At 66.9% G+C, this 24173-nt stretch carries 26 protein-coding genes; 16 read left to right on the top strand and 10 right to left on the bottom strand.

The window, feature by feature from the left end:
* Positions 1 to 51: 51 nt before the first annotated feature.
* From TEF_16815 to TEF_16800, 4 genes are all read left to right on the top strand, one after another.
* Positions 52 to 1128 (top strand): BMP family ABC transporter substrate-binding protein, encoded by a 1077-nt coding sequence (locus TEF_16815; protein ANK82266.1) that lies wholly within the window; start codon positions 52 to 54, stop codon positions 1126 to 1128.
* Positions 1129 to 1149: 21 nt separating this feature from the next.
* Positions 1150 to 1785 (top strand): uracil phosphoribosyltransferase, encoded by a 636-nt coding sequence (locus tag TEF_16810; protein ID ANK82265.1) that lies wholly within the window; start codon positions 1150 to 1152, stop codon positions 1783 to 1785.
* 27 nt (positions 1786 to 1812) lie between these two features.
* A complete protein-coding gene (locus TEF_16805; GenBank protein ID ANK82264.1) occupies positions 1813 to 2205 on the top strand; it encodes a rhodanese in 393 nt (130 codons plus the stop codon).
* A 102-nt stretch (positions 2206 to 2307) separates the two neighbouring features.
* Positions 2308 to 3174: a hypothetical protein gene (locus TEF_16800; GenBank protein ANK82263.1), complete on the top strand. Its 867-nt coding sequence runs from the start codon at positions 2308 to 2310 to the stop codon at positions 3172 to 3174.
* On the opposite strand, the gene TEF_16795 is transcribed toward TEF_16800, so the two are convergent.
* The 3 genes from TEF_16795 to TEF_16785 are packed head-to-tail and all read right to left on the bottom strand — an operon-like array spanning position 3165 to position 6773.
* Positions 3165 to 3602, bottom strand: a complete 438-nt coding sequence (locus TEF_16795; GenBank protein ANK82262.1) for a hypothetical protein — start codon at positions 3600 to 3602, stop codon at positions 3165 to 3167. The genes TEF_16800 and TEF_16795 overlap by 10 nt on opposite strands.
* Before the next feature lie 11 nt (positions 3603 to 3613).
* A complete protein-coding gene (locus TEF_16790; GenBank protein ANK82261.1) occupies positions 3614 to 5581 on the bottom strand; it encodes a 3-methylcrotonyl-CoA carboxylase in 1968 nt (655 codons plus the stop codon).
* Between the two features lie 16 nt (positions 5582 to 5597).
* Positions 5598 to 6773, bottom strand: coding sequence for an acyl-CoA dehydrogenase (locus TEF_16785; protein ANK82260.1), 1176 nt, complete (start codon positions 6771 to 6773; stop codon positions 5598 to 5600).
* Between the two features lie 250 nt (positions 6774 to 7023).
* Here TEF_16785 and TEF_16780 point away from each other — a divergent pair, with 250 nt between their 5' ends.
* Positions 7024 to 7506 carry a hypothetical protein gene (locus TEF_16780; protein ID ANK82259.1) on the top strand — a complete coding sequence of 161 codons (483 nt, stop codon included), beginning with the start codon at positions 7024 to 7026 and terminating at the stop codon, positions 7504 to 7506.
* 10 nt (positions 7507 to 7516) lie between these two features.
* Here TEF_16780 and TEF_16775 read toward each other — a convergent pair whose 3' ends face one another.
* Both TEF_16775 and TEF_16770 read right to left on the bottom strand, forming a co-directional pair.
* On the bottom strand, positions 7517 to 7708 hold the full coding sequence (locus tag TEF_16775; protein ANK82258.1) for a general stress protein CsbD: 192 nt from the start codon (positions 7706 to 7708) through the stop codon (positions 7517 to 7519).
* A 100-nt stretch (positions 7709 to 7808) separates the two neighbouring features.
* A complete protein-coding gene (locus TEF_16770; GenBank protein ID ANK82257.1) occupies positions 7809 to 8585 on the bottom strand; it encodes a hypothetical protein in 777 nt (258 codons plus the stop codon).
* A 219-nt stretch (positions 8586 to 8804) separates the two neighbouring features.
* On the opposite strand from TEF_16770, the gene TEF_16765 reads away from it, so the two are divergent.
* Positions 8805 to 9476 carry a hypothetical protein gene (locus tag TEF_16765; GenBank protein ID ANK82256.1) on the top strand — a complete coding sequence of 224 codons (672 nt, stop codon included), beginning with the start codon at positions 8805 to 8807 and terminating at the stop codon, positions 9474 to 9476.
* Between the two features lie 3 nt (positions 9477 to 9479).
* Here TEF_16765 and TEF_16760 read toward each other — a convergent pair whose 3' ends face one another.
* Positions 9480 to 11912, bottom strand: coding sequence for a dimethylglycine dehydrogenase (locus tag TEF_16760; GenBank protein ANK82255.1), 2433 nt, complete (start codon positions 11910 to 11912; stop codon positions 9480 to 9482).
* A 125-nt stretch (positions 11913 to 12037) separates the two neighbouring features.
* On the bottom strand, positions 12038 to 12448 hold the full coding sequence (locus TEF_16755; GenBank protein ID ANK82254.1) for a hypothetical protein: 411 nt from the start codon (positions 12446 to 12448) through the stop codon (positions 12038 to 12040).
* A 147-nt stretch (positions 12449 to 12595) separates the two neighbouring features.
* Between TEF_16755 and TEF_16750 the strand changes: the two genes are divergently transcribed.
* Positions 12596 to 13576, top strand: coding sequence for a hypothetical protein (locus TEF_16750; protein ID ANK82253.1), 981 nt, complete (start codon positions 12596 to 12598; stop codon positions 13574 to 13576).
* Positions 13576 to 14364 (top strand): hypothetical protein, encoded by a 789-nt coding sequence (locus tag TEF_16745; protein ANK83562.1) that lies wholly within the window; start codon positions 13576 to 13578, stop codon positions 14362 to 14364. Before TEF_16750 ends, TEF_16745 begins: the two co-directional genes overlap by 1 nt.
* Here TEF_16745 and TEF_16740 read toward each other — a convergent pair.
* Both TEF_16740 and TEF_16735 read right to left on the bottom strand, forming a co-directional pair.
* Positions 14351 to 15634 carry an MFS transporter gene (locus TEF_16740; GenBank protein ID ANK82252.1) on the bottom strand — a complete coding sequence of 428 codons (1284 nt, stop codon included), beginning with the start codon at positions 15632 to 15634 and terminating at the stop codon, positions 14351 to 14353. The genes TEF_16745 and TEF_16740 overlap by 14 nt on opposite strands.
* A gap of 133 nt (positions 15635 to 15767) precedes the next feature.
* Positions 15768 to 16358, bottom strand: a complete 591-nt coding sequence (locus TEF_16735; GenBank protein ANK82251.1) for a hypothetical protein — start codon at positions 16356 to 16358, stop codon at positions 15768 to 15770.
* A 133-nt stretch (positions 16359 to 16491) separates the two neighbouring features.
* Here TEF_16735 and TEF_16730 point away from each other — a divergent pair, with 133 nt between their 5' ends.
* From TEF_16730 to TEF_16720, 3 genes are all read left to right on the top strand, one after another.
* On the top strand, positions 16492 to 17754 hold the full coding sequence (locus tag TEF_16730) for a thiolase (protein ANK82250.1): 1263 nt from the start codon (positions 16492 to 16494) through the stop codon (positions 17752 to 17754).
* Between the two features lie 136 nt (positions 17755 to 17890).
* Positions 17891 to 18733, top strand: a complete 843-nt coding sequence (locus TEF_16725) for a hypothetical protein (GenBank protein ANK82249.1) — start codon at positions 17891 to 17893, stop codon at positions 18731 to 18733.
* Between the two features lie 109 nt (positions 18734 to 18842).
* A complete protein-coding gene (locus tag TEF_16720; protein ID ANK82248.1) occupies positions 18843 to 19514 on the top strand; it encodes a hypothetical protein in 672 nt (223 codons plus the stop codon).
* On the opposite strand, the gene TEF_16715 is transcribed toward TEF_16720, so the two are convergent.
* Positions 19511 to 19951 (bottom strand): hypothetical protein, encoded by a 441-nt coding sequence (locus TEF_16715; protein ANK83561.1) that lies wholly within the window; start codon positions 19949 to 19951, stop codon positions 19511 to 19513. The two genes, TEF_16720 and TEF_16715, sit on opposite strands and share 4 nt — an antisense overlap.
* Positions 19952 to 20037: 86 nt before the next feature.
* Between TEF_16715 and TEF_16710 the strand changes: the two genes are divergently transcribed.
* The 5 genes from TEF_16710 to TEF_16690 all read left to right on the top strand — a co-directional run bounded on the left by TEF_16710 (position 20038) and on the right by TEF_16690 (position 24132).
* Positions 20038 to 21105: an A/G-specific adenine glycosylase gene (locus TEF_16710; GenBank protein ID ANK82247.1), complete on the top strand. Its 1068-nt coding sequence runs from the start codon at positions 20038 to 20040 to the stop codon at positions 21103 to 21105.
* A gap of 83 nt (positions 21106 to 21188) precedes the next feature.
* Positions 21189 to 22145, top strand: coding sequence for a hypothetical protein (locus TEF_16705; protein ID ANK82246.1), 957 nt, complete (start codon positions 21189 to 21191; stop codon positions 22143 to 22145).
* A 54-nt stretch (positions 22146 to 22199) separates the two neighbouring features.
* Positions 22200 to 23504 (top strand): MBL fold metallo-hydrolase, encoded by a 1305-nt coding sequence (locus TEF_16700; GenBank protein ID ANK82245.1) that lies wholly within the window; start codon positions 22200 to 22202, stop codon positions 23502 to 23504.
* A 59-nt stretch (positions 23505 to 23563) separates the two neighbouring features.
* On the top strand, positions 23564 to 23830 hold the full coding sequence (locus TEF_16695) for a hypothetical protein (GenBank protein ANK82244.1): 267 nt from the start codon (positions 23564 to 23566) through the stop codon (positions 23828 to 23830).
* A 2-nt stretch (positions 23831 to 23832) separates the two neighbouring features.
* Positions 23833 to 24132: a hypothetical protein gene (locus TEF_16690; protein ID ANK82243.1), complete on the top strand. Its 300-nt coding sequence runs from the start codon at positions 23833 to 23835 to the stop codon at positions 24130 to 24132.
* Positions 24133 to 24173: the final 41 nt, after the last annotated feature.

Raw genomic sequence — 24173 nt, 5'->3', positions numbered from 1 at the left:
AGACGGTTAGGGAGAAGGAGCCTGCATCCCTGTTCAGGAGGACAAAGCGACATGTTCAAGCGCATCGGGGCGCCGCTGCTGGCGGCGGCCATGGCCGCGTCATTCGCCTTCGGGGCGACGGCGGCGGAGAAGCTGAAGATCGGATTCGTCTACTGCTGTCCGGTCGGCGACCTGGGCTGGTCCTACGAGCATGATCAGGGCCGCAAGGCGATCGAGGAAGCGCTGGGCGACAAGGTGGAGACGACCTATGTCGAAGGCGTTGCCGACGGTCCCGATGCCGAGCGCGTCATCCGCCAGCTCGCCCAGGGCGGCAACGACCTGATCTTCACCACCTCCTTCGGTTTCATGAATCCGACCGTGAAGGTGGCGAAGCGCTTCCCCGACACGATGTTCGAGCACGCCACCGGCTTCAAGCAGGCCGAGAACCTGGCCACCTATTCGGCGCGCTTCTACGAGGGCCGGCACGTCATCGGCCTGATCGCCGGCGAGATGACCGAGAACAACATCGTCGGCTACATCGCTTCCTTCCCGATCCCCGAAGTCGTGCGCGGCATCAACGCCGCCTACCTGGCGGCGAAGTCGGTCAATCCCGACATCCAGTTCAAGGTCGTCTGGGTCAACACTTGGTTTGATCCGGGCAAGGAGGCCGACGCGGCCAAGGCGCTGATCGACCAGGGCGCCGACATCCTGATGCAGCACACCGACAGCCCCGCTGCCATGAAGATCGCCGAGCAGAACGGCATCTACGCCTTCGGCCAGGCCTCCGACATGACCCGCTTCGGCCCGAACGCGCAGCTCACGGCGATCATCGACGACTGGTCGCCCTATTACATCGAGCGGGTGGAAGCCGCGCTGAACGGCGCGTGGGAAGCGAAGGACACCTGGGGCGGCATCGCCAGCGGCATGGTCGCCTTCGCGCCCTACAACGACGCCATGCCCGGCGACGTCAAGGCGCTGGCGGACAAGGCCCGCGCCGAGATCGCCGCCGGCGAGCGCCACCCCTTCACGGGCCCGATCCGGCGTCAGGACGGCAGCGTCTGGCTGGCGGAAGGCGAGACGGCGAGCGACGCGGACCTGCTTGGCATGAACTTCTATGTCGAAGGTCTCGAGGGCAGCCTGCCGAAGTGACCCGGACGGTTTGAAACGGCCATGACGGCGGCGGGCGTGACGGTCGTCGAGCACCCTGTGGCGCAGCACAAGCTGACGCTGCTGCGCCGCGCGGCGACGCCGCCGTCCCAGTTCCGCCGCACGCTGCGGGAACTCGGTGCGCTGCTGGCCTACGAGGCGCTGCGCGATCTGCCGGTCGCAGCGGTCAGGATCGAAACGCCGGTAGCTGAGATGGATGCTTCGGAGATCGCGCAGGGTACGCTGGCCGTGGTCTCCATCCTCAGGGCGGGCAACGGGCTGGCCGACGGCGTCTCCGACCTGCTGCCGGACGTGCCGGTCGGGCATATCGGCCTGCGCCGCAACGAGACGACGCTGAAGCCCGAACGCTACTACCTCAACCTGCCGCGCGGCATCGGACGGGCGCGGGTGCTGCTGGTGGATCCGATGCTGGCGACGGGCGGCTCCGCCGCGGACGCCATCGACCAGCTGCGCGCGGCCGGCGTGCGCGAGCTTCGCTTCGTCTGCGTGCTTGCCGCGCCGGAGGGTCTGGCCCACATGGCTGAACGCCATCCGGACGTTCCCGTGGTCACCGCCGCCATCGACAACCGTCTCAACGAGGTCGGCTACATCGTTCCCGGGCTGGGGGATGCGGGCGACCGGCTTTATGGTACCGTCTGAGCGCAACATTCAGGGGAGAACACGGAAATGCCGTCAGGTGTGAATCAGATGGTCGACGACGCGATGGCCCGGGTGGAAACCATCAGCGTCGACGACGCGAAGGAACTGGTGGGCAAGGATGGCGTCACCATCGTCGATATCCGCGATGTCCGCGAACTCTGGCGTGACGGCAAGATCCCCGGCGCCTATCACGCGCCGCGCGGCATGCTGGAGTTCTGGATCGCCGAGGACAGCCCCTACACCAAGGACGTCTTCCAGACGGGCAACAGGTTCGTCTTCTACTGCGCCGCCGGGGCCCGTTCGGCGCTGGCGACCGACACGGCGATGAAGCTGGGTCTGACCAATGTCTGCCATATCGGCGGCGGCTTCGGCGCCTGGAAGAAGGCGGGCAACGAGATCGAAGCGGTCGAGAAGAAGTAGCCGCGGCCGGCTTCGGGTTCCGTTCGGGAGCGCCGGACCGGAAGGCGACAGCCGCGGTCATCGATGCGGAGGGGACATCATGAACGCGCGCCTGCGCCTGTGATGAGTGCGCTTCTCGACATCCGCGACCTCCGCATCCGCCACAAGGATGGCAGCAACGTGCTCCGCGGCGTTTCCATGACGGCGGCGGCGCGCGAGGTCCATGGACTGGTCGGCGAGAGCGGCGCGGGCCGGACGACGGTCACCCGCGCCATCCTGGGCGTGCTGCCGGACGACATGCGCATCGTCGGGGGCCAGATCCGCTTCGACGACAGCGATCTTCTGGACATGCACACCTCGCCCAGGCGGCGGCTTCTGGGTCGCCAGATCGCCACCATCCCGCGCGACCCGCTGATGGCGCTGACGCCCTCGCGGCGGATCGGCCGCCAGGTCGCCGACGTCTTCCGCGAGAACCTGAAGTTCGGCCGTTCGGAATCGCGGCGCGCGGCGCTGCAACTGCTGGAGGAGGTCGGCGTCCGCGAGCCCGAACACGCAGTGGAACGCTATCCCTATGAGCTTTCAGCAGTCGCGCGGCAGCGCGTGCTGATCGCCATCGCCTTTGCCTGCAGCCCCAAGCTCGTCATCGCCGACGAGCCGACGGCGGCCCTCGACGTCACGGCGCAGATGCAGATTCTCCGCCTGATCGCCGACATGACCGAAAGCCGCCGGTCGACGCTGTTGTTCGTCACGCATGATCTGAGTGTGGTCGCGCGGATGTGCGACCGGGTGACCGTGATGCACGAGGGGATGGTGGTCGAGCAGGGGCCGGTCTCGCAGATGCTTTCGAAGGACGCGCAGCCCTTTACCCGCGCGCTGATGGCCTCGATGCCGCGTCACGACCGGCCCGGCGAGATGCTGGAGCCGGTGCCGGAGCCTGTCCGCGCCGAACTTCTGGCCCGCGTCGCGGACTACGACCGCCGTCACCGCTGAAGACGGGTGGCCTGTTTCCGTTTGCTCAGGTGCCAGGTCAGGGCGCTGGAAACCAGCAGGCGCAGCCGCTCCAGCGGCAGCGAATCCGCGTCGCGGAAGTGGATGGCGCGGTTGCCCTCGTAATCGAAGCCGTCGGGAAAGAGGTCGCGGAAATCCGGGATGATCGTGGTCTGGCAGTGGGCGTAGATCGCGAACCCGCCCTGTTTGTCCGGGGCGAGCCGGAGCGTGGAGCCCGACTTCGTCTCCGGCGTCAGATAGGCCGGCTGGCCCCATTTCAGAGTCTCTTTCACCGCGCCCACGCCCGGCGTCGCCGCTGCGGTCTCGAAGATCAGCCGGCGCAATGCCAGCAGTCCTGCCCGCGCCGGCTCGGTGTATGAGGCGAAGACAGCCTCGACGGCCGCGTCCCGGAATGGCGGCGCCGCTCTCATCACGGCCCGCCTCAGTTTCCCGCCTCGATGCGGACCAGCAGCGCGTTGGTGGCGACCTGCTGACCTTCCGCCGCGGCGGTCTCCGCGACCTCGCCGGCGATCGGCGCGGTGATCTCGTGCTCCATCTTCATGGCTTCCAGCACGGCGACGATCTGGCCGCGGGCCACCTTGTCGCCGGCCTTCACCGCGAGGCGCAGGACGCGGCCGTTCATGGGCGCGACCACGGCGCCGTCGCCGCCCGCCGCCTCGGCGGCGCGGTCGAGATAGGTCGTCTCCTCCGCCGCGATATCCGCCATCTCCGTCTGCAGCAACAGCCTCTCTCCGTCGAAGCAGAAGGCGGCGCGTTTCGTGCCCGCTTCCGTGCGCCAGGCGATCTCCGCGTTGCCCACGCAGGTCCCGGCAACGGTCACGGCGCCGCCGCCCGTCGTGACTTCGTAATCGTCGCCGCCGTGCCAGATCACGGTGACCTCGTGCTCGTCCTCGCCGATGCGGATCACCATCGGGCTGCGCGGCGTCTGGCCGGAGCTGCGCCAGCCGTGAAACGCCGCCGGGGCGTCCGTCCGCGTGCGCCGGAACAGCAGCACTGCGGCCAAGGCGATGTCTTCAGCCCCGATCTCCGCCGGCTTCAGCCGGGATTTCGGAAAACGCTGCTCGATGAAAGCCGTGGTCGCCTCGCCGGCGGCGAAGACCTCGTCCTCCAGCGTCTCGATCAGGAAACGCCGGTTGGTCTCGACGCCCAGCAGCTTCGTGTCGCGCAGCGCATTCGCCAGCCGCAGCCGGGCCGCGTCGCGGGTGGGCCCTTGAGCGATGACCTTGGCGATCATCGGATCGTAGAAGGGCGTGATCTCCTGGCCTTCCGAAAGGCCTGCATCGACGCGGATCCCGGCGCCTTCCGGTATGCGCCACAGATGCGCCCGGCCGGTGCGCGGCAGGAAGTTCTTCGCCGGACTTTCGGCGTAGAGCCGGACCTCGATGGCGTGACCGTTCAGTCGGATGTCCGCCTGCCGGGCGGGCAGGTCCTCGCCCTCGGCGACGCGGATCTGCCATTCCACCAGGTCGTAGCCGGTTACCATCTCGGTCACCGGATGCTCCACCTGCAGGCGGGTGTTCATCTCCAGGAAGTAGAAGTCGCCGTTGCGGTCCAGCAGGAACTCGACCGTTCCCGCGCCCAGATAGCCGATGGACTGCGCCGCCTGCACCGCGGCCTCTCCCATGGCGCGGCGGATTTCCGGCGTGACGGCCGGGGAGGGGGCCTCCTCGACCACCTTCTGGTGGCGGCGCTGGACCGAACAGTCGCGCTCGCCCAGATGGACGACATTGCCGGCCCGGTCGGCGAAGACCTGGATCTCCACATGGCGCGGCTCGACCACGGCCTTTTCCAGGATCAGCCGGTCGTCGCCGAAGGCGTTCTTCGCTTCCGACCGCGCGGCCTTCAGCGCCCGCTCCAGCTTTGCGGGGTCGTCGACCAGGCGCATGCCGCGCCCGCCGCCGCCGGCGCTGGCCTTGACCATCAGCGGAAAGCCGATGCGATCCGCCTCGCCCAGCAGCTTCGCGTCGGACTGGTCCTCGTCCTGATAGCCGGGCACCGTCGGCACGCCCGCCTCGATCATGCGCAGCTTGGACCGCGCCTTGTCGCCCATCAGGTCGATAGCCGCGATCGGCGGGCCGACGAAGGTGAGTCCGGCGTCTTCGCAGGCCCGGGCGAACTTCGCGTTCTCCGACAGGAAGCCGTAGCCGGGATGGATGGCGTCGGCGCCCGTCTTCCTCGCGGCGTCCATGATGCGCTCGATCGAAAGATAGCTTTCGGCGACCGCAGCGGGGCCGATCCCGATTGCCGTGTCCGCCATGTGGACGTGCGGCGCGCCGGCGTCCGCTTCCGAATGCACGGCGACGGTGCGGATGCCCAGACGGCGCGCGGTGCGGATGACGCGGCAGGCGATCTCGCCGCGGTTGGCGATCAGCAGGGTCTGGATGGTCATGCTTCCCCCGTCCCGGTCAGTCGCCGGTCTTCTGGTTCCGGCCGGGCAGGGTGCCCATGTACTTGCAGATGATCGACAGCATCACCTCGTCGGCCCCGCCGCCGATGGAGGCGAGGCGGCCGTCGCGGTAGCGGCGGCTGATCGGCGTCTCGTTCATGAAGCCCATGCCGCCGAAATACTGCAGGCAGCCGTCATAGACCTCCCGCTTCAGCCGCCCGACCTTCAGCTTGGCCATGGAGGCGAGTTTGGTGACGTCGTTGCCGGCGGTGTATTCCTCGATGCAGCGGTACATCAGCGAACGCAGCATCTCGACCTCGGTCTGCATCTCGGCCAGGCGGAAGTGGATGACCTGGTTGTTGATCAGAGGCTTGCCGAAGATCTGGCGCTGGCTGGTGTACTCGATGGTCTCCTGGATCGACTTCTCCAGCCCCGCCAGCCCGGAGGCCACGGCCCACATCCGCTCCTCCTGGAACTGCTCCATCTGGTAGGTGAAGCCCATGCCTTCCTCGCCGATGCGGTGGCGCTGCGGCACGCGCACCTCGTCGAAGAAGATCAGGCCGGTGTCGGAGGAGCGCATGCCCATCTTGTCGAGCTTCTTCGCCTTCTCGATGCCCTTCGAATCCATCGGCACCACGATCAGCGACTTGTTGCGGTGGACCTGGCCGTCCGGGTCGGTGTTGACCAGCATGGTCATGTAGTCGGCCTGCCAGGAATTGGTGATCCACATCTTCTGGCCGGAGATGACGTAGTCGCCGCCGTCCTTGCGGGCGTAGCTCTTGAGCGAGGCGACGTCGGAGCCGGCGCCGGGCTCGGAGACGCCGATGCAGCTCACCATCTCGCCGGAGATCGCCGGGGCGAGGAATTCGGCGCGCAGTTCGTCGGAGCCGTGCTTCGCCAGGGCGGGCGTCGCCATGTCAGTCTGCACGCCGATGGCCATGGGCACGCCGCCGCAGTCGATATGGCCCAGCGCCTCGGCGAAGGCGAGATTGTAGGAATAGTCGAGGCCGAGGCCGCCATAGGCCTCGGGCTTGTGGATGCCCAGGAAGCCCAGCCTGCCGAACTTCGGGAAGACCTCGTGCGCCGGAAATGCGCCGGCCGCCTCCCAGTCGTCGACATGGGGGTTGATCTCGTCCTCGATCAGCTTCTTTGCCGAGCGGATGATCTCGTGGTGTTCGTGCGTGTAGACGCCCATGCCGCGTCCTCCCCAGACCGCGTGAATCCGCACGCACATTAGGACGAAGGACCGGACGGGGGAAGGCGCGAGCCGTCCCGCGGGCAAAAGCAGCGATGTCGCAGGACATTGAAGGGCCGGCCGCGGCCGCTCACCTGAGATGATATCGCCAGAGTGCGGCGAAACCGGCGCGGAGACGCCGGAACAACAACCTCAGGCGCGCGCCGCTTCCGCTTCGGGCCGCGCGCCCGTAGCGTAGCAGGAGCATGGCGTGGCGCAGGACATCCATGACGACTTCCAGGCCGAGCTGGTCGCGGCCCTTCCCTACCTGTATCGCGTCGGCCGGCGTCTGGCTTCGTCAGGCGACCGGGCCGAGGATCTGGTGCAGGACGGGGTGGAGCAGGCGCTGCGCAAGCGTGGCCGCTTCCGCGGCGACGGCAGCGTGCGGTCCTGGGTCGCCGCCATCATGGCCAATCTGCATCGTTCCCGGGTGCGCCGGGACGGCCGGCGCGGGGTCCACGAGAATGTGGACGACTGCCGCGATCTGATCGCCGTCGCACCGCCGCAGCCGGCCTATTCGGCGATCGGCCGGCTATGGCTGCGTGTGCGGACATTGCCCAGCCGGGAGCGACGGGCGATCTATCTCGCCGGCCTCTGCGGCGTGAGCCATGCCGAGCTGGCGCGGCGGGAGCGGGTGGCGCCGGGGACCATCAAGTCCCGCCTGTCGCGCGCCCGCGCCCGCCTGGCCGAATAGCCCGGAGGCTTCAGGCCCGCCAGTTGTCGACCCGGCGCTCGGCCTCTTCCTTCTCGATCCCGTACCGCTCCTGGACGACCCCGACCATCTTGTCGCGGTCGCCTGCGATCTTCTCGATATCGTCGTCGGTGAGTTCGCCGAACTGCCGGCGCGCCTCGCCCTTGAGCTTGTTCCAGTTGCCCTTGAGCTGTTCCGAATTCATCACGCTACTCCTCTTCGTTCCGGCATCGCCGAGGGCGATCCCGCAGCGGACAGCCGCGGGGTCGCAACCCCGCAGCCTTCGCCTGATTCCCGGTCGCCGTTCAGCCGGTGTTCTTGTCCCACCAGTTCTCGACATCCTGCGACCAGGCGTCGAGACCCGTGGTCCGCGCCGCCTCCTCGTCATATTCGGGCGCTTCCTCGAAGCGTTCCTCGGCGATGTCCAGCACCAGCGTGTCCTCGCCCTGGATCTTCTTCAGCTGCCCGATCGAGACCGGGGTGAGGTTGTCGCCGATACCGAACAGGCCGCCATGGCTGATCAGAACGTAGGAAGGATTGCCCTTGCTGTTCAGGATGACGTCCTCGACGGCGCCGAGATCCTCGTCCTGCATGTTGACCACATCGGCGCCCAGCAGCATTTCGGCACGCACCGCGCCCTTCATTCCGGTCAGGCTCTCGGCCTCGTCCAGGCGCTCCATGCGGCGTTCCTGCAGTTCGGCGGTGTCAGCCGCGCCGTTCTCCTGCGCGTTGGTGCGGACTTCCTCGATCTTCTGCAGCATCCAGCGGCAGCCATCCTCGTCGCCGTTGTAGGCCAGGGTGTAGGCCGCCTCGCGCAGGGTGCGGACATCGGCACGCAGTTCCGGATCGTAGCGGACATTGCTCTCGCGGTAGTTCGCCTGCATGTCGTGGATGCTGGCGACGCATTCGGAATTCGCGGCCCTGTCACCGTCCGCGGCCGCCTGGTTCTGGCTCTGCGCCGGGGCTTTCGCGTTCGCCGCGTCGTTCTTCGTTTCGGCCTGGGCGACGCTCAGCGCCGCGAAGCTGGTCAGGGCCACCGCGGCCATGCCGGCGGCCGCCAGCTTCTTCATCGTCGGAATCATGTCGAATACTCCACACTGACTTTCTTGTTGGAATGGCGTTTCGCCGCCATCCGGGAGTGAGACGCCGCCAGGCCCGAAAAGGTTCCCGAAAAAATTTCGCCCTCATCGCGACGGTTGCAGAATTCGACGCCTGCGCAATTGCCGCGCGTCAGGTCGGAGGCTATGAAGGAACAGGGGTTGAAGCGGGCAGGAGGGCGTGCCGTGTTCTTTCGATTGTTCATGATTTTCATTGCCGTCGCGGGATTCGGCGCGGCCGGGTGCAAGTCCGGCAGCGATTACTACGGGACCGGGCCTCTGGTGCTTTCAGCGAAGGCAGAGGGAGCCATTCAGAAGTATCGCTACGGCCGTGATGCAGTTCGAGAGAACCTGCATATCGCGGTCGATCGTCGGCTGCGCAGCTATGGGGCGACTTATTGCCCGGCGAAGGAGCTGTCGAAGTGTCTGGGCGAATCCAATGCGCCGCAGAGGGCGGTGAACCATTGCACAAAGGACGGGCAGTACGACTGCGGCCTGTACTCGATCGATCGCCGCATCGTCTGGCAGGGACCGATCTACATCCGCCATCCGGCGACAGGGCAGACCGTCCCCTATCACGGTGTCTGGCCGGTCGAGACTGACTGGGCGCCGGCTGCGGACGGCGCACGGCTGGTGGGCCACGAGGGCGAACTCAGGGTCGAGGGTCTTGCCGGCGGCGGCGCCTGCCCGGTCACCATCACGCCGACGTCGAACTCGACGGGCCGGTTTTCCGTGCGCTGCGGTGCCGGGGAACTGCGCGGCGACTACAGTGGCGTGGGCACGCGGGGCGTCATCGGCACGGCCCGGGACGGCGAAGGGCGAAAGGTCCGCTTCGAGGTGGACCTGAAGACCGGTCGCGGCGCGCCCGCGGCCTGAGCCTCACGCCCTGAGGCGTTCGTTCTCCGGGTCGAAGGGACTCTCGCCCACCACCGTGACGCGGTGCATGCGGTCGAGGATCTTCATCTCCAGCTCTGCGCCCTCCACCGCCAGGTCGGGCGAGATCATGGCGAGCGCCAGCGACTTGCCCGTGCGCGGCCCGAAATTGCCGGAGGTCGCGCGGCCGGCAAGCTTGCCGTCCCGGTAGATCGGATTGTTGCCCAGCGCGTCGGCGTCCTCGATGTCGTGCACCTCCAGCGTGACGAAGGCGTTGGCGAAGCCCCGCTGCTGCCACTCCACCAGGGCGTCGCGGCCCAGGAAGTCGCCCTTGTTCGGATGCACGAAGCGCTCCAGCCCGCTCTCGTAGGCGGCATATTCGATCGACATCTCCGTGCCCACCATGCGGTAGGATTTCTCGATGCGGAGCATGTCCATGGCGCGGATGCCGAAGGGTTTCAGCCCGAGGTCCTGTCCGGCGGTCCAGAGCGCATCGAAGATGTGGTTCTGGTACTCGATCGGGTGGTGCAGTTCCCAGCCCAGTTCGCCGACGAAGTTGACGCGCGCGGCGAAGGCCGGCGCCAGACCGACGTCGATCCACTGCGCCGTCAGCCAGGGAAAGGCCTCGTTGGAGAAATCGGCGTCGGAGACCCGTTGCATGAGGTCGCGCGCCTTCGGGCCGGCGACAACCAGCACGCCCATGGCGTTGGTCAGGTCCTGGAACTGGACCGAGCCGTCGGTCGGCATGTGCTTGCGCAGCCAGTCATGGTCGAGGCGCTGATAGGCCCCGGCCGAGACCAGGTAGAAGCTGTCCTTCGCCTCCCGGATGACGGTGAACTCCGAATGCACGCCGCCGCGCGCGGTCAGGCTGTGGCAGAGGCCGATGCGGCCTTTCGAGGGGATGCGGTTGGCCAGCATCCAGCGCAGGAAGTCCAGCGCGCCGGGGCCGGAAACGCGGCACTTGGCGAAGGCCGACATGTCGAGCAGGCCGACATTGTCCGCGACGTTCAGGGCCTCGTTCCGGGCGTGCTCGAACCAGGCGGAGCGGCGGAACGACCAGTCGTCCTTCGGCGCCACGCCTTCGGGCGCGAACCAGTTGGCGCGCTCCCAGCCGAACTTCTGGCCGAAGACGGCGCCCAGGTTCTTCAGCCGGTCGTAGCAGGGCGCGGTCCTCAGCGGCCGTCCCGCTTCGCGCTCCTCGTCCGGGTAATGGATGGTGAAGACGTTGGCGTAGGCCTCCTCGTTCTTCTTCACCAGATAGGAACGGGTGGCGTAGTCGCCGAAACGCCGGGGATCGACGCCCAGCATGTCGATCGTCGGCTCGCCCTCGACGATCCACTCGGCGAGCTGCCAGCCCGCCCCGCCGGCGGCGGTGATGCCGAAGCTGTGGCCCTCGTTGAACCAGAGATTGGGCAAGTCCCAGGCAGGACCGATGATCGGGCTGCCGTCGGGCGTGTAGCAGATGGCGCCGTTGTAGACCTGCTTGACGCCAACCTCGCCGAAGGCCGGCACGCGGTGAATGGCGCTTTCGATATGCGGCACCAGACGGTCCAGGTCCTCCTGGAACAGTTCGAATTCGGCGTCGTCGGCGGGACCGTTCACATAGCAGGCCGGGGCGCCGACCTCGTAGGGACCCAGCAACAGGCCGCCGCGCTCCTCGCGCATGTACCAGGAAGCGTCCGAATCGCGCAGCACGCCCATTTCCGGCAGGCCCTGCTCGCGGCGCTTCAGGATGTCGGGGTGGGCGTCGGTGACGATGTACTGGTGCTCGACCGGGACCACCGGGATTCTCAGGCCCAGCATGCGCGCGGTCTGCTGCACGAAATTGCCGGTCGCGGTGATCAGGTGCTCGCAGGTGATCTCGCCCTTGTCGGTCGTCACCTTCCACTCGCCCGATGCCGTGCGTTCGATCACGGTCACCCGGGTCTGGCGGTGGATCGTGGCGCCCAGCCGGCGCGCGCCGGTTGCCAGCGCCTGGGTCAGGTCGGCGGGCTGGACATAGCCGTCATCGGGGTGGCGGATGGCGCCGACCAGGTCATCGGTATGGCACAGCGGCCAGATCTGCTTCACGTCTTCCGGCGTCATCATCTCGACGTGAACGCCGATGGTCTCGGCCACGCCGGCGTACTGCATGTACTCGTCCCAGCGCTCGCGGGTCTGGGCCAGCCGGACATTGCCGACGCGCCGCAGGCCGACGTCCTGACCGGTCTCGGCCTCCAGTTCGCCGTAGAGCCTGACCGAGTACTTGTGAATCTGGCCAACCGAATAGGACATGTTGAACAGCGGCAGCAGCCCGGCGGCATGCCAGGTGGAGCCGGAGGTCAGTTCGTTGCGCTCCAGCAGCACCACGTCCGACCAGCCCTTCTTCGCCAGATGGTAGAGGGTGGAAACGCCGACGACGCCTCCGCCGATGACCACGGCCCGCGCATGAGATTTCATCGCCGCTCCCCCGCTTGCGCCCGGCGCTTTCATTCGGCCGGATCGCAGTCAAATGCCCTGCCAGCGATCCTGAGGCTGCGCTGGGCGCGACGGCGCGGTGCCGCTGAGGGGATATTCCGCTCCGGTCAGGTGGAACGCAGCCACAGGCTGATCACGTTGACCCCGTTCTCGAAGCTGTAGGCGGTGCGGGTGGCCAGCCGCTGGATCAGACGCAGGCCCATGCCGCCGACGGGCCAGTTTTCCAGGTCCGGCGGCCCGGAGACATCGATCGCCAGCGGATTGAAGGCCGCACCCGGGTCGCGGTAGTCCATCCGTACACTGTCGTCCTCGCGGTCGAGGCGGACTTCTATGACGTCGCCATCGCGCGATCTGCCGTGCTCCAGCGTGTTGGCGAACAGTTCCTCCAGAGCGAGCGCCAGGCGCTTCCGGTCGCCGTCGCGCAGTCCCAGTTCGGCAGACGTCTCTTCCACCCAGTGCGCGGCGGGGCGGACCTGGTCGGGATGGCGGTCGAACGAGGCGTGATGGCGTCCGGTCATGCCGCAAGCATATCACCCCCCGTCCGCTGTGCGCATGCCGGCTGCGCCATGCCGTGTGAGCACGCCATCCGCATGGCTTTTGCTGCTGATTCGCGGCGGCGAATGGTGTATGAATAATGCAATCAAATTAATCGGGAGGATGCCGAAATGACGCTGCAGAGGCCGACCGTCACCTATCAGGATCACTGGAAGACCGAGGGCTATGACACCATCGATGTCCGGCCGGTCACGCCGGTGGTGGGGGCCGAGGTCCATGGCGTCGATCTCTCGAAACCGCTGGAGCCGAAGCAACTCGAGGAGATCCGGCGGGCATTCGTGACCCATCACGTGCTGGCGTTCCACGATCAGAGTATCGGCCGGGACGCCCACAAGGCGTTCGCGTCGCATTTCGGTGAGCTGCATGTCCATCCGCTGAAGCACGACCGGATGAAGACGACGCACAAGGACAACCCCTTCGCCGAAGGCGAGGGCAAGAGCGACCATCCGCTGATGCAGGGGGATACCGGCGGCGAGAGCGATCCGGCGATCCTGGAGATCAAGACGACCCAGAACTCCAAATACACCGCCGGCGGGGCGTGGCACGCCGACGTGACCTGCGATGAGCGCCCGCCCATGGGCTCCATGCTGCTGATCAAGCAGGTGCCGGATGTGGGCTGCGGCGGCGATACCTGTTTCGCCAACATGTACCGCGCCTTCGACACCCTGTCGGAGCCGATGAAGGAATTCCTGCGCCCCCTGACCGCGGTGCACGACGGCGCCATTCCCTATGTCGGCGCCTACAACACCGTTCCGCCGGAGGGCGGCTATCCGCGCAACGAGCACCCCGTCGTGGTGCGCCATCCCGACACCGGACGCGAAGTGCTCTACGTCAATCCCGGTTTCACCTCCCACATCAAGGGCCTGAGCCGCTACGAGAGCCAGCACATCCTCGAAATGCTCTACCGCCATGTCGAGAAGCGCCTCGATCTGCAGGTCCGCATGAGCTACCGGCCCAACACGCTGATGTTCTGGGACAACCGCTGTCTGCAGCACCAGGCGTCTTGGGACTACTGGCCCTACAGCCGCTATGGCGAGCGGGTCTCGATCATCGGCCACCGTCCGACCCGCGACATCGCCGCCGCCGCCTGATCGCCATGGCCTGGGAGACACTGCTCTACGAGCCGGCGGGCCGCGTCGGTACGATCACCATCAATCGCCCCGACCAGCTCAACGCGCTGAACTCGACCGTCTTCCGGGAGATGAGCGAACTGCTGGCGGAGGTCGCGGTCGATCCGGCGATCCGCGTCATCGTGCTGAAGGGCGCGGGAAACAAGGCCTTCGTGGCCGGCGCCGACATCAAGGAGATGGTCGGCATGTCCCGCCGCGAGGCGGAGACGCGGAGCTGGACGGGCATGCGGCTCTACGACCAGATGCGGCGCATGCCGCAGCCTCTGGTGGCCTCGATCCAGGGCTACGCCCTGGGCGGCGGCATGCTGATCGCCATGGCCTGCGACATCCGCGTCGCCTCCACGGCGGCCAGCTTCGGCTATCCGGAGATCAGGCTGGGCATCTTTCCCGGCACCGGCGGCACGGTGCTGATCGACCGGCTGATCGGCCCGGCCACGGCGCGGGCGATCTGCCTGCTGGGCGACCGCTTCTCAGCCGAGCGCGCCTTCCAGCTCGGCCTGGTCAACCGGCTCGCCGAACCGGATGATCTGGAGAAGGAAACCGCCGAGGTCGTCGAGACCCTCGCAAACTACAGTCCCGTCGCCATGCGCGAGCTCAAGACCGTGCTCAACGCGTCGCTGGAGATGGACTTCGCCACCGCGCGCGAGTTCGAGCTGGACGCCTATGGCCGCTGTTTCGACAGCGAGGACCGGCGCGAAGGCACGCGCGCCTTCGTCGAGAAGCGCAAGCCCGACTTCAGGGGGCGGTAACGACCGAGCGGACCTTGCGCGGGGCGGCGCGCCAGATGGCGAAGGCGCTGACGAAGCAGCAGACCAGCGCGAATATCCAGGCCGGATCGTAGCTGCCGGTGGCGTCGAAGATCACGCCTGCGATGAACGGTCCCGCTGCGCCGCCGCCGATCGCGGCCACGTTCATGGCCCCGAAGATCGTGCCGAAATGCGGGCCCTCGAAGATCTCGGCCATGATCGGTCCCAGCACGGACGTATAGGCGTAGCCCAGAAAGCCCTGGCCGAAGACCATGACGTAGAGCAGCAGTTCGGTCGGCCACACTTTCAGCGCCAGCAGAGCGGCATATGTGATGGCAAAGCCCAGGCTGGCGAGCGCCCAGACGCCTTCGCGGCCGATCCGGTCCGACAGCGCGCCCAGCGCGATCTGGCCGGGAATGGCGACGACCGCGACGAAGCCGAGCGCCCAGGCCGCGTCGATGGGGTTGAAGCCGATCTCCAGCAGGTACTTTGTCTGGTGCACCTGCACCGCGTACCAGGCGACGAGGGCGGTGAAGAAGCCGAGCGCGACCCACCAGAACCGCGCCGTCCGGACGGCGCGGCCCAGCGTCCACTCCACCGCCACCCATTCGGGATCCACGATGCGATAGCGCTGGCCGCCATCGTCGGTCTCGCCGGGCGCGGGCTTGCGCCCGTCGGGCTGCAGGCCGAGATCCTGCGGGCGCTTGCGCACCAGCAGATTGATCGGCACCAGCAACACCAGGGTCAGGATGCCGAGCGTGTAGCAGGCCTCGCGCCAGCCCTCGGCCACGATGATTTGCTGGAAGGCCGGCAGGACCAGAATCGCGCCGACGCCAACGCCGCTGAAGGCCAGGCTGATGGCCAGTCCCCGGCGGCGCTGGAACCAGTTCGGCAGGTACATCGACTGCACGGTGTAGCTCATCAGGTTCGCGCCGACGCCGACCAGCACGCCGACCGTCAGGTAGAGCTGCCAGGGTTCGGCGACCTGCGTCGCCAGGATCATGCCGGCGCCGACCGACAGGGCGCCCATCTGGATCACCAGCCGTGGTCCCTTCCGGTCGACAAGCCGGCCCGCGATGGGGCTGAACAACGCCGACATCAGGAAGCCTGTCGAGAAGGCTCCGGCGACGACCGCGCGCTCCCAGCCGTACTCATCCAGGATGGGTGGCAGCAGCAGCGAGAAGGAGGTCCGGGCGCTGACGGACACCGCCATGGTGACGAATGCCACCGCGACGATGACCCAGCCGTAGAAAAAGGGCAGGCGGCTGAACATGGCGCGATCTTATGCCAGCGCCGGAAGGGCTGTTATCCCGTTTCTTGCGCAGGGCTGCGCTGCAAAAGCGGAACGCGCGCCGCCCCGGGGGACGACGCGCGCTCGCGAAAGATCTCCGGTGGTTGTGCCCGGGCTACTCGCCGGCGGCCTTGAGCTGCGGCTGCTCGACGGGTTTGCGGCTTTCCTCGGCGCCGAATTCCTGGATCTCGCCGGCGACGCGGCCACCGCCCTCGATCTCCACGTCGCCATAGCGCAGCGTGCCCTTCAGCTTGCCGGTGCTGCGCACGATCAGCTTGCCGCGGCAGTTCAGCGTGCCGTCGAACTGTCCCGCGATATCGGCTTCCTCGACATTACATTCGCCGGAGAAGGTGCCGTTGTTGCTGACCTGGAAGCGGCTGGCCTCGACGCGGGCGTCGACGGCCCCCTCGATCACCAGTTCGGCGCAGTTCGTGATCTCGCCCTTCAGCTTGATCCCCTCGCCGACCAGCAGCCGGCTCTGCTCTTCCTTCGCCGTCTCATCCCTGTGCGCCGGCGCACGGGGTTCGGATGCCGCGCTCGCGGCCGCCGGTGCGGCCGGCGTGCGCGGGATGTCGGGCCGCGGCCGCCGGGCGAGCAGGTCCTCGGCGGGACGCGGTGTGCTCGTCTTGGGCAAGCGCGGCGCGTCCTCCTTCGCCTCGCCGGTTTCGGTGTTGCCGTTCTGGCCACTCTGCTTCTTGCTGAACATCGGCTGGGCGCCCCCATGTCTGCCGTTCACCACATCTGACGTTATCCATAGTCCGCGGCGAAGGCGGCGACAATTGGGCGGATCGAGGAAATTGCTGTATATCCGGTGATTATTCTGTGACGGGGAGGATCAGATGCGCGACGCCTACATCATCGGTAGTTTTTCCACACGCTTTCAGAAATGGCCCGACAAGTCCTTCAAGGATCTGACGCGGGAGGCCTATCTGGGCGCCCTGGCCGACGCCGGCATGGAGAACGGCGACGACATCGAGTTCGGCTGGTTCGGCAATTGCGGCATGTGGCTGCACAACGATCAGGGCTCGATTCGCGGCCAGGTCTGCTTCACGCCGCTGGTCAACGAGGGACTGTTCCCCGCCCGCGTCCCGATGATCAATGTGGAGGGCGCCTGCGCCACCGCGTCCATGGCGCTGCACGGCGCCTGGAAGGACATTCTGTCGGGCCAGACCGACGTCAGCCTGGCGCTGGGCGTGGAGAAGATCTGGATCCCCGACGAGCCGGAGAAGATCCAGCGCAGCTTCTACGCCGGCATCGACAATTTCGATCCTGACGAGTGGATGGAATACTACAAGGCGGCGGGCGAAGAGGCCGGCAAGGAATTCGAGACCGGGCCGAACCGCACGGTCTTCATGGACACCTACGCCATGCAGGCCTGCTATCACATGAAGAAGCACGGCACGACGCAGCGCCAGATCGCCGCCGGCGCGGCGAAGAACCACAATTACGGCGCCATGAATCCGAACGCGCAGTACCAGTTCCAGATGTCGGTCGACCAGGTGATGCAGGACCGGCCGGTCAGCTATCCCCTGACCCGCGCCATGTGCTCACCCATCGGCGACGGCGCGGCGGCGGCGGTCGTGGTCTCGGAGGATTATTTCCAGGGCCTGCCGCAGGCGGTGAAGGACCGGGCGGTGAAGATTCGCGCCAACGCGCTCTCGGGCGGCAAGTACAAGAAGCTCGACGAGCCGTCGCTCTCGATGACGGCGGCGAAGAAGGCCTACTCGATGGCGGACCTGAAGCCCGACGACATCCAGGTCGCCGAGGTCCACGACGCCACCAGCTTCTGCGAAGTGCTGCAGGTGGAGATGATGGGCTTCTGCGACATCGGCGAGGGCGGCCGTTTCATCGAGGCCGGCGAGACCGGGCCGGGCGGCAAGGTGCCGGTGAACACCTCGGGCGGGCTGGTCTCCAAGGGCCATCCGGTGGGGGCCACCGGCCTGTCGATGATCTACGAACTCACCACCCAACTCCGCGGCGAGGCCGGCGAGCGGCAGGTCCCCGACGCCCGCATTGCGCTGGCCGAGAACGGCGGCGGCGTCATGGGCTTCGAGGAGGCGGCCTGCGCGGTCACGATCCTGGAGCGCGCGCGGGACGACTGACTGCCTCGCAGACGGTCTCCCGCAATAAAACCGCAGGACTGCGAAAAAGCGGTTTGACTTTGACATTGTGTCAAACCGTACCGTCCTTCCCGTGCCGGAACGAAAGCTGCCGGCGAGGTGATGGCGGAGAGGCGAAATGTTCAGGATCGGCGAGTTTGCACAGATCGGCCGCGTGTCGGGCCGTCAGTTGCGCCATTATGACCGTCTCGGCCTGCTGCAGCCGGACCGGATCGATCCGCAGACCGGCTACCGTTACTACAGCGCCGGGCAGTTGCCGCGTCTCAACCGGCTGCTGGCGCTGAAGGATCTGGGCTTCTCGCTGGATCAGATCGGCCGTCTGCTGGACGACGACGTGCCGGCCGACGAGATGCGCGGCATGCTCGCCATCCGCAAGGCGCAGGTGGAGCGGGACCTGGCCGAGGAACAGGCTCGCCTCCGCCAGATCGAATCGCGCATCGAACAGATCGAGGAACAGGGCCGGGCGGTGTTGCCCGACATCGTGCTGAGGCCAGCGCCGGCCAGACCCTATCTCGCGGTGCGCCGCCCATGCGAGGACATGGACGCGGCCGTCGAGATGCTCGGAGCGGTGAGCCGCGCGGGCCGTCGGCGGCTGCGCCCGGCGGAGCGCGAGAACCTGGTGGTCGTCGCTCATTCCGAGTTCGACGGCGATGTGCTGGACCTCGAGTTCGGCTTCACCCTGTCGCGTCCCACCAACACCCGGGTCGAACTGCCCGGCGGCGGCCTGCTGGAGATGCGGGAACTGGAAGCAGCGTCCGCCGTCGCCTCCCTGGCGCGCAGCGGCCCGCCCCACGAAATCCACAGGGCGTTCGGCGCACTCGGTGTCTGGATGGAAGCCAACCGTTTCCGCATCGCCGGCCCTTGTCGCGAGGTGTTCCTCGAAATGCCGGGCGAGATCCCCGGGCGGACCGACGTCGTGGTCGACGTGCAGTTCCCGGTGACCGCGGCCACGGAGCCGTAGAGACCGCCAATCCTGCCACCGCCGGACCCTCTTCCCGCCGCGCCATCGCTGCCGGCGACAGGCGGAGTCTGTCCGGCGACTCGATTTCCCCTCAGCACAGGAGCAAGACATGCTGAAGATCCATGGCGTCCCGATTTCGGTTCATGCCCGCAAGGCGATCGTCACCGCCCTCACCAAGGGTGTCCCTTTCGAGAATCCGCCGGTCATTCCCTTCGATCCGCCCGAGGGCTGGCGCGATCTGAGTCCGGCAGGCACGGTGCCTGCGCTGGAAGACGGCGACTACCGCATCGCCGATTCCAATGCCATCTGCGCCTTTCTCGAACGGCTGGCCCCGGAGCCGGCGCTCTATCCGGCGGATGCGAAGGCCCTCGGCGAAGCCCTCTGGCTGGAGCAGTTCGCCACCACCGTGCTGTTCCGCGAGGTCATCCACCCGCTGTTCTTCCAGAAGGTGATCGGGCCGAACATCCTGCAGCAGGGACCGGTGGACGAGGGCGAGGTTGCCCGCATCGTCGAGCAGGCGGCGCCGCCGGTCTTCGATTATCCGGAGGCGCAGCTGAAAGGGGCCTTCTTCGGCGGGTCGCATCCGTGCATCGCCGATATCGCGATCATGTCGAACCTCCTCAACTACCACTATCTGGGCTTCCGGCTCGATCGGGCGCGCCATCCGAAGCTGGCGGCGCAGTTCTCGGCCATGCTGTCCTGGGCGCCGGTGGCGCAGGCGCTGACCGCCGAGGCGCCCTTCGCAGAACAGATGGGCCTGGACCGCAGCTTCCTGTTCTAGGTTGCCGGACCCTCGGTCGTGAAGATCGTCTCCCCCAGTTGGCGGAGCGATTCCTTCAGCCGGGGATCGGAGACGCCCGCGACCAGGCGCTCCAGTTCCGCCCGCTCGGCCTCGGTCAGCGGGCGGCGCTTCGGCGTCTCCTTCCGCCGCCAGGGTTCGATATTGGCCTGGCGGAGCTTCAGTCGCGTCACCGCGCGCCAGCCGAAGAAGCGGTTGACCCGCTCCACGATCACGGGCTCGAGGTGCTGCACCTCGGTGGCCCAGCCATGGGCGACGACCATGTGCAGCGTCGCGCCGTCGGCGTTCGCCTCGTCGCGCGGCCACATCAGCCGTTCCGGCCGGCACTGGTCGGCCATGGTGGGGCCGACGATCTGCGGCCACTGGGTGATGATGTCGGTCTGGGCGAAGCCGCGCTTGCGGAAGACGGGCGAGAGGATAGCCCGCGCCTCCTCCGAGGCCTTGCGGAATCCGCCGCCGCGTCGTCTCTTGCCGCCCGAATTTTCCGCCGCCACCCTGAGGCCCCATGAACGCCGATCAACGCGGGCGGATCGTAGCCGATCTGCTCGCTCACTACGACCGCCACCGCCGGGTGCTGCCCTGGCGCGCGGGGCCGGGCGAGACGCCCGATCCCTACCGCGTCTGGCTGAGCGAGATCATGCTTCAGCAGACGACGGTGGCGACCGTCGGGCCCTATTTCCGCGCCTTCATCGAACGCTGGCCGACCGTCGGGGCGCTGGCCGCCGCCGACCAGGACGAGGTGATGCACGCCTGGCAGGGGCTCGGCTATTACAGCCGGGCGCGGAACCTGCTGAAATGCGCGATAGCGGTGGCGGGCGAACATGGCGGGCGCTTCCCGGAGACGGAGGCCGGGCTGCTGCAACTGCCCGGAATCGGTCCCTACACGGCCGCCGCCATCGCGGCGATCGCCTTCGACCGGCCGGCCATGCCCGTCGACGGCAATATCGAACGGGTCACCGCGCGGCTGTTCGCGGTCGAGGACGAGATGCCGGGCGTCAAGCCGGAACTCCGTCGCCTCGCCGCCACGCTGACGCCCGACAGCCGGCCCGGCGACTTCGCCCAGGCGCTGATGGATCTGGGCGCGACGATCTGCACGCCGAAGTCGCCTGCCTGCGGGCGCTGCCCGATCCGCGCTCACTGCGCCGCCGCCGAACGCGGCATCGCCGCCGAACTGCCTCGGCGCGCGCCGAAGAAGACGAAGCCGACCCGCCGGGCGGTGTTCTTCTGGCTGGTCCGCGAGGACGGCGCGGTGCTGTTCGAGCGCCGCCCCGACGAAGGCCTGCTGGGCGGGATGGCGATGCCGCCCTCGACGCCATGGCGGGAGGGGGAGGCCTGGGGAGAGGGGGAGGCGCTCTCCCACGCGCCGGCGCCGGCCCAATGGACCGAACTCAACGGCGTGGTCCGACACGGCTTCACGCATTTCCACTTCGACATGACCGTCTGGACCGGTCAGGCTGTCGGCAGCGGCCCCGAGGGCATCTGGTCGAAGCCGGAAGACTTCGGCGATCTCGCCCTGCCCACCGCCGCCAAGAAACTCTGCCGGCATGCGCTGGATGGCGGCACGCTGATGTAGATTCGCTTCCTCAATGAACTTCCCTGGAGATCCAAGTGAAAGACAAGGACGACAATTCTGTCTCGGAACGCAGACGACGACTGTTGTCGCTCTTGCTGCTGATCTCCATTGGGTTGGCACTTGGCTATCTGATCGGTCGGCTCGATCAACCAGAGCAGCTCGAAGAGGCGCGCGAGGGCGAAGCAGACATTCTGTTGGCGTTCCCTGATTGGCGGCAGGCCTCATGCGTGACAGCGACGTCGGAAGAACGAGAAAAGTTGGAGACCGCGATCAAGGCGGTCGAGGTGCTGGGCGATGACGCATGGAGCATTCGACGAGGCGTCATGGAGTTCTTCTCTTGGGGGTTGCGCAGAAAAGTGGGAGAGGAGAGGCTTCCGGTCTGCATCCCGAAGGGCTTCTATTCACGCTTTGCAGACGTGATCGACGCGGTCAGCGGCTGGAACCATCGGTTCGACCGTCTGGACCTTCGATTGGCGGCAAGAATCGGTGAAGCCCGACCTCGTATTGTCGAGGGAGTCGCGTATGTCGCCTTTACTCAATACCGGATGATTGACGACGGGGTGTATCAGGTATCGTTGAAGCCATTTGCCAGAACTGTATTGGCCAGTCTCCCTAGCGCAGCGGAGGCATACGCAGAGCAGGCATTCGAACTCATCCCACAACCAGGCGCCATGGGCACCGGCGCAGCACAGATTGCAGTGGCTGGTGGGCACCCTGAAGCAATTGGAAAAACCGTTGAATTAATGAGGACTTATCTATCGTCCGCGCAAGAATCGGAGCCTATCCCCTGGCCAACAAAGCATCGGCTGTATGAACTCGCGTATGCACTCAGTCTGGCAACGCGACTTGATGAGAATGAAGTTCAGCCCGTGATGGACCTGATGAAACGACAGGTGGAAAGCCATGCTTTGCAGTTCGGCCTTGTTCCGCTTCACCCAAAGCGCATGTGTGATGTCCTGAGTGAGTTTCCGGCACCCTACTCCAAGAAGGTCGCCGATTTCGAGTATTGTCGCGACGGGGATTACCCCTACGACAAGTAGACGGCGCTGTGTCACTGTCAGTACAGCTGACATTGCAGGGAGGGGGAGAGAACCATGGCCGATCTGCTGGGCATGAGCGCGCGCTACATCGACGAGGGCGCGATACCGGAGGGCGACACCTCGCCGCTGGACCGGCGCAGCCGGGAGCTGTCGGAGATCGCCGACGGCGTCGCGGTGATCGAGGCCTTCAGCCATGTGCTCGCCTTCCGCACCGACGAGGGGCTGGTGCTGTTCGACACCAGCCACGAGGCCCATGCGCGCCCGATCATCGAGAACATGCGCAAGTGGACGAAGGACCCGGTCCACAGCATCGCCTTCACCCACGGCCATATCGACCATGTCGGCGGCGCCAAGGCCTTCGTCGACGAGGCGGCGGACGCCGGCAATCCGCGCCCGCGCTTCATCGCACACGAGAACGTCGACGCCCGCATCGACCGCTATCAGCTCACCAGCGGCTACAACAGGATCGTCAACCAGCGCCAGTTCTCGCGCGGACGCATGGGCGGCGCGGGGCGGGAGGACCGGCCCTTCGGCCCCGCCGAATGGGTCCGCCCCGACACCACCTTTCAGAACCGCCTGACTGTCCGGGTCGGCGACGAGACCGTCGAGATGCGCCACGACAGGGGCGAGACCGACGACCATCTCTGGGCCTGGCTGCCGAAGCACAGGGCCATCTGCGCCGGCGATTTCCTGATCTGGGCCTTCCCCAATGCGGGCAACCCGCAGAAGGCGCAGCGCTATCCGCTGGAATGGGCGCATGCGTTGCGCCAGATGCAGGCGATGGAACCGGAACTGCTGCTGCCCGCGCACGGCCTGCCGATCGCCGGGCGGGAGCGGATCGCCGGCGTGCTGGACAGCATGGCCCGCGCGCTGGAGGGGCTGGTGCGCGACACGCTGGAGCTGATGAACCAGGGCGCGCGGCTGAACGACATCATCCACACCGTCTCGGCGCCGGCCGACCTGCTGGAGAAGCCGTATCTGAAACCGGTCTATGACGAGCCGGAGTTCGTCGTCCGCAACATCTGGCGGCTCTATGGCGGCTGGTACGACGGCAACCCGGCCAATCTGAAACCGGCGAAGGAGCAGGAACTGGCGGACGAGCTCTGCCGCCTGGCGGGCGGGGCCGCGGCGCTCAGCTTTCGGGCGCGGGAACTGTCGGAGGCCGGCAAACACCGTCTCGCCTGCCACCTGGCCGAGATCGCGGTGCAGGCCTCGCCCGATGCAAAGGCCGTGCACGCGGCCCGCGCGAAGGTCTACGCCGCCCGCCGCGACGCCGAACGCTCCCTGATGGCCAGGGGCATCTTCAATACCGTCTCGGCCGAAAGCGCCGCGAAGGCGGAGCGGGGAGAGGGCAGTTAGATCACTCGGCTGATAGCACAGATGTTGTCTTTTACAGTTTGTGCCCCTAGCTTTGCTGCATGCCACGGCTTTCCATCGACATAACGCGCGAGCAGCACCAGAAGCTGAAGGCGACCGCCGCTCTGAACGGCCAGAGCATCAAGGACTACGTGATCGAGCGCGCCCTTGGGGGTTCTCCCGATCTGGCAGGTATGGAGACGTCCGAGGCGCTGGACGCGCTGAAGGCAGTGTTGTCGCCGCGGATCGAAAGCGCCGAGAATGGGCGCCTGTCGGAGTGCTCGTTCGGCGAGATTGCGGAACAGGCCAGAGGCAATCTGAAAGCCTGAGCATGGCTGGCTTCGATCTGACCGTCGAAGCCGAGGGTGATCTCCGCGAGATATGGCTCTACACGGCGGAGAACTGGGGGCCGGATCAGGCCGACCGCTATCTTGGCGACCTGGAGGATTGCTGCGCCGGTTTGGCCGGCCGCCCGGTCCGCATATGGTCAGAGATTCATGCGCGCCTGAAATCGACGCGATGCCGTCGTCACGTGATCTTTTTCCTCGATCCGACTGGCGGCCGTCCGATCGTCCTTGGGTTTCTGCATGAACGGATGGACCTGTTGGCCCGGCTGCAGGACCGGATCTAGGCCGCAAGACGGGTTCGCAACGACCTTCGGAGCCATCATGA

The organism is Rhizobiales bacterium NRL2 (assembly GCA_001664005.1).
Taxonomy (GTDB): Bacteria; Pseudomonadota; Alphaproteobacteria; order Minwuiales; family Minwuiaceae; genus Minwuia.
This window is presented reverse-complemented; position numbering and strand designations above follow the sequence as displayed.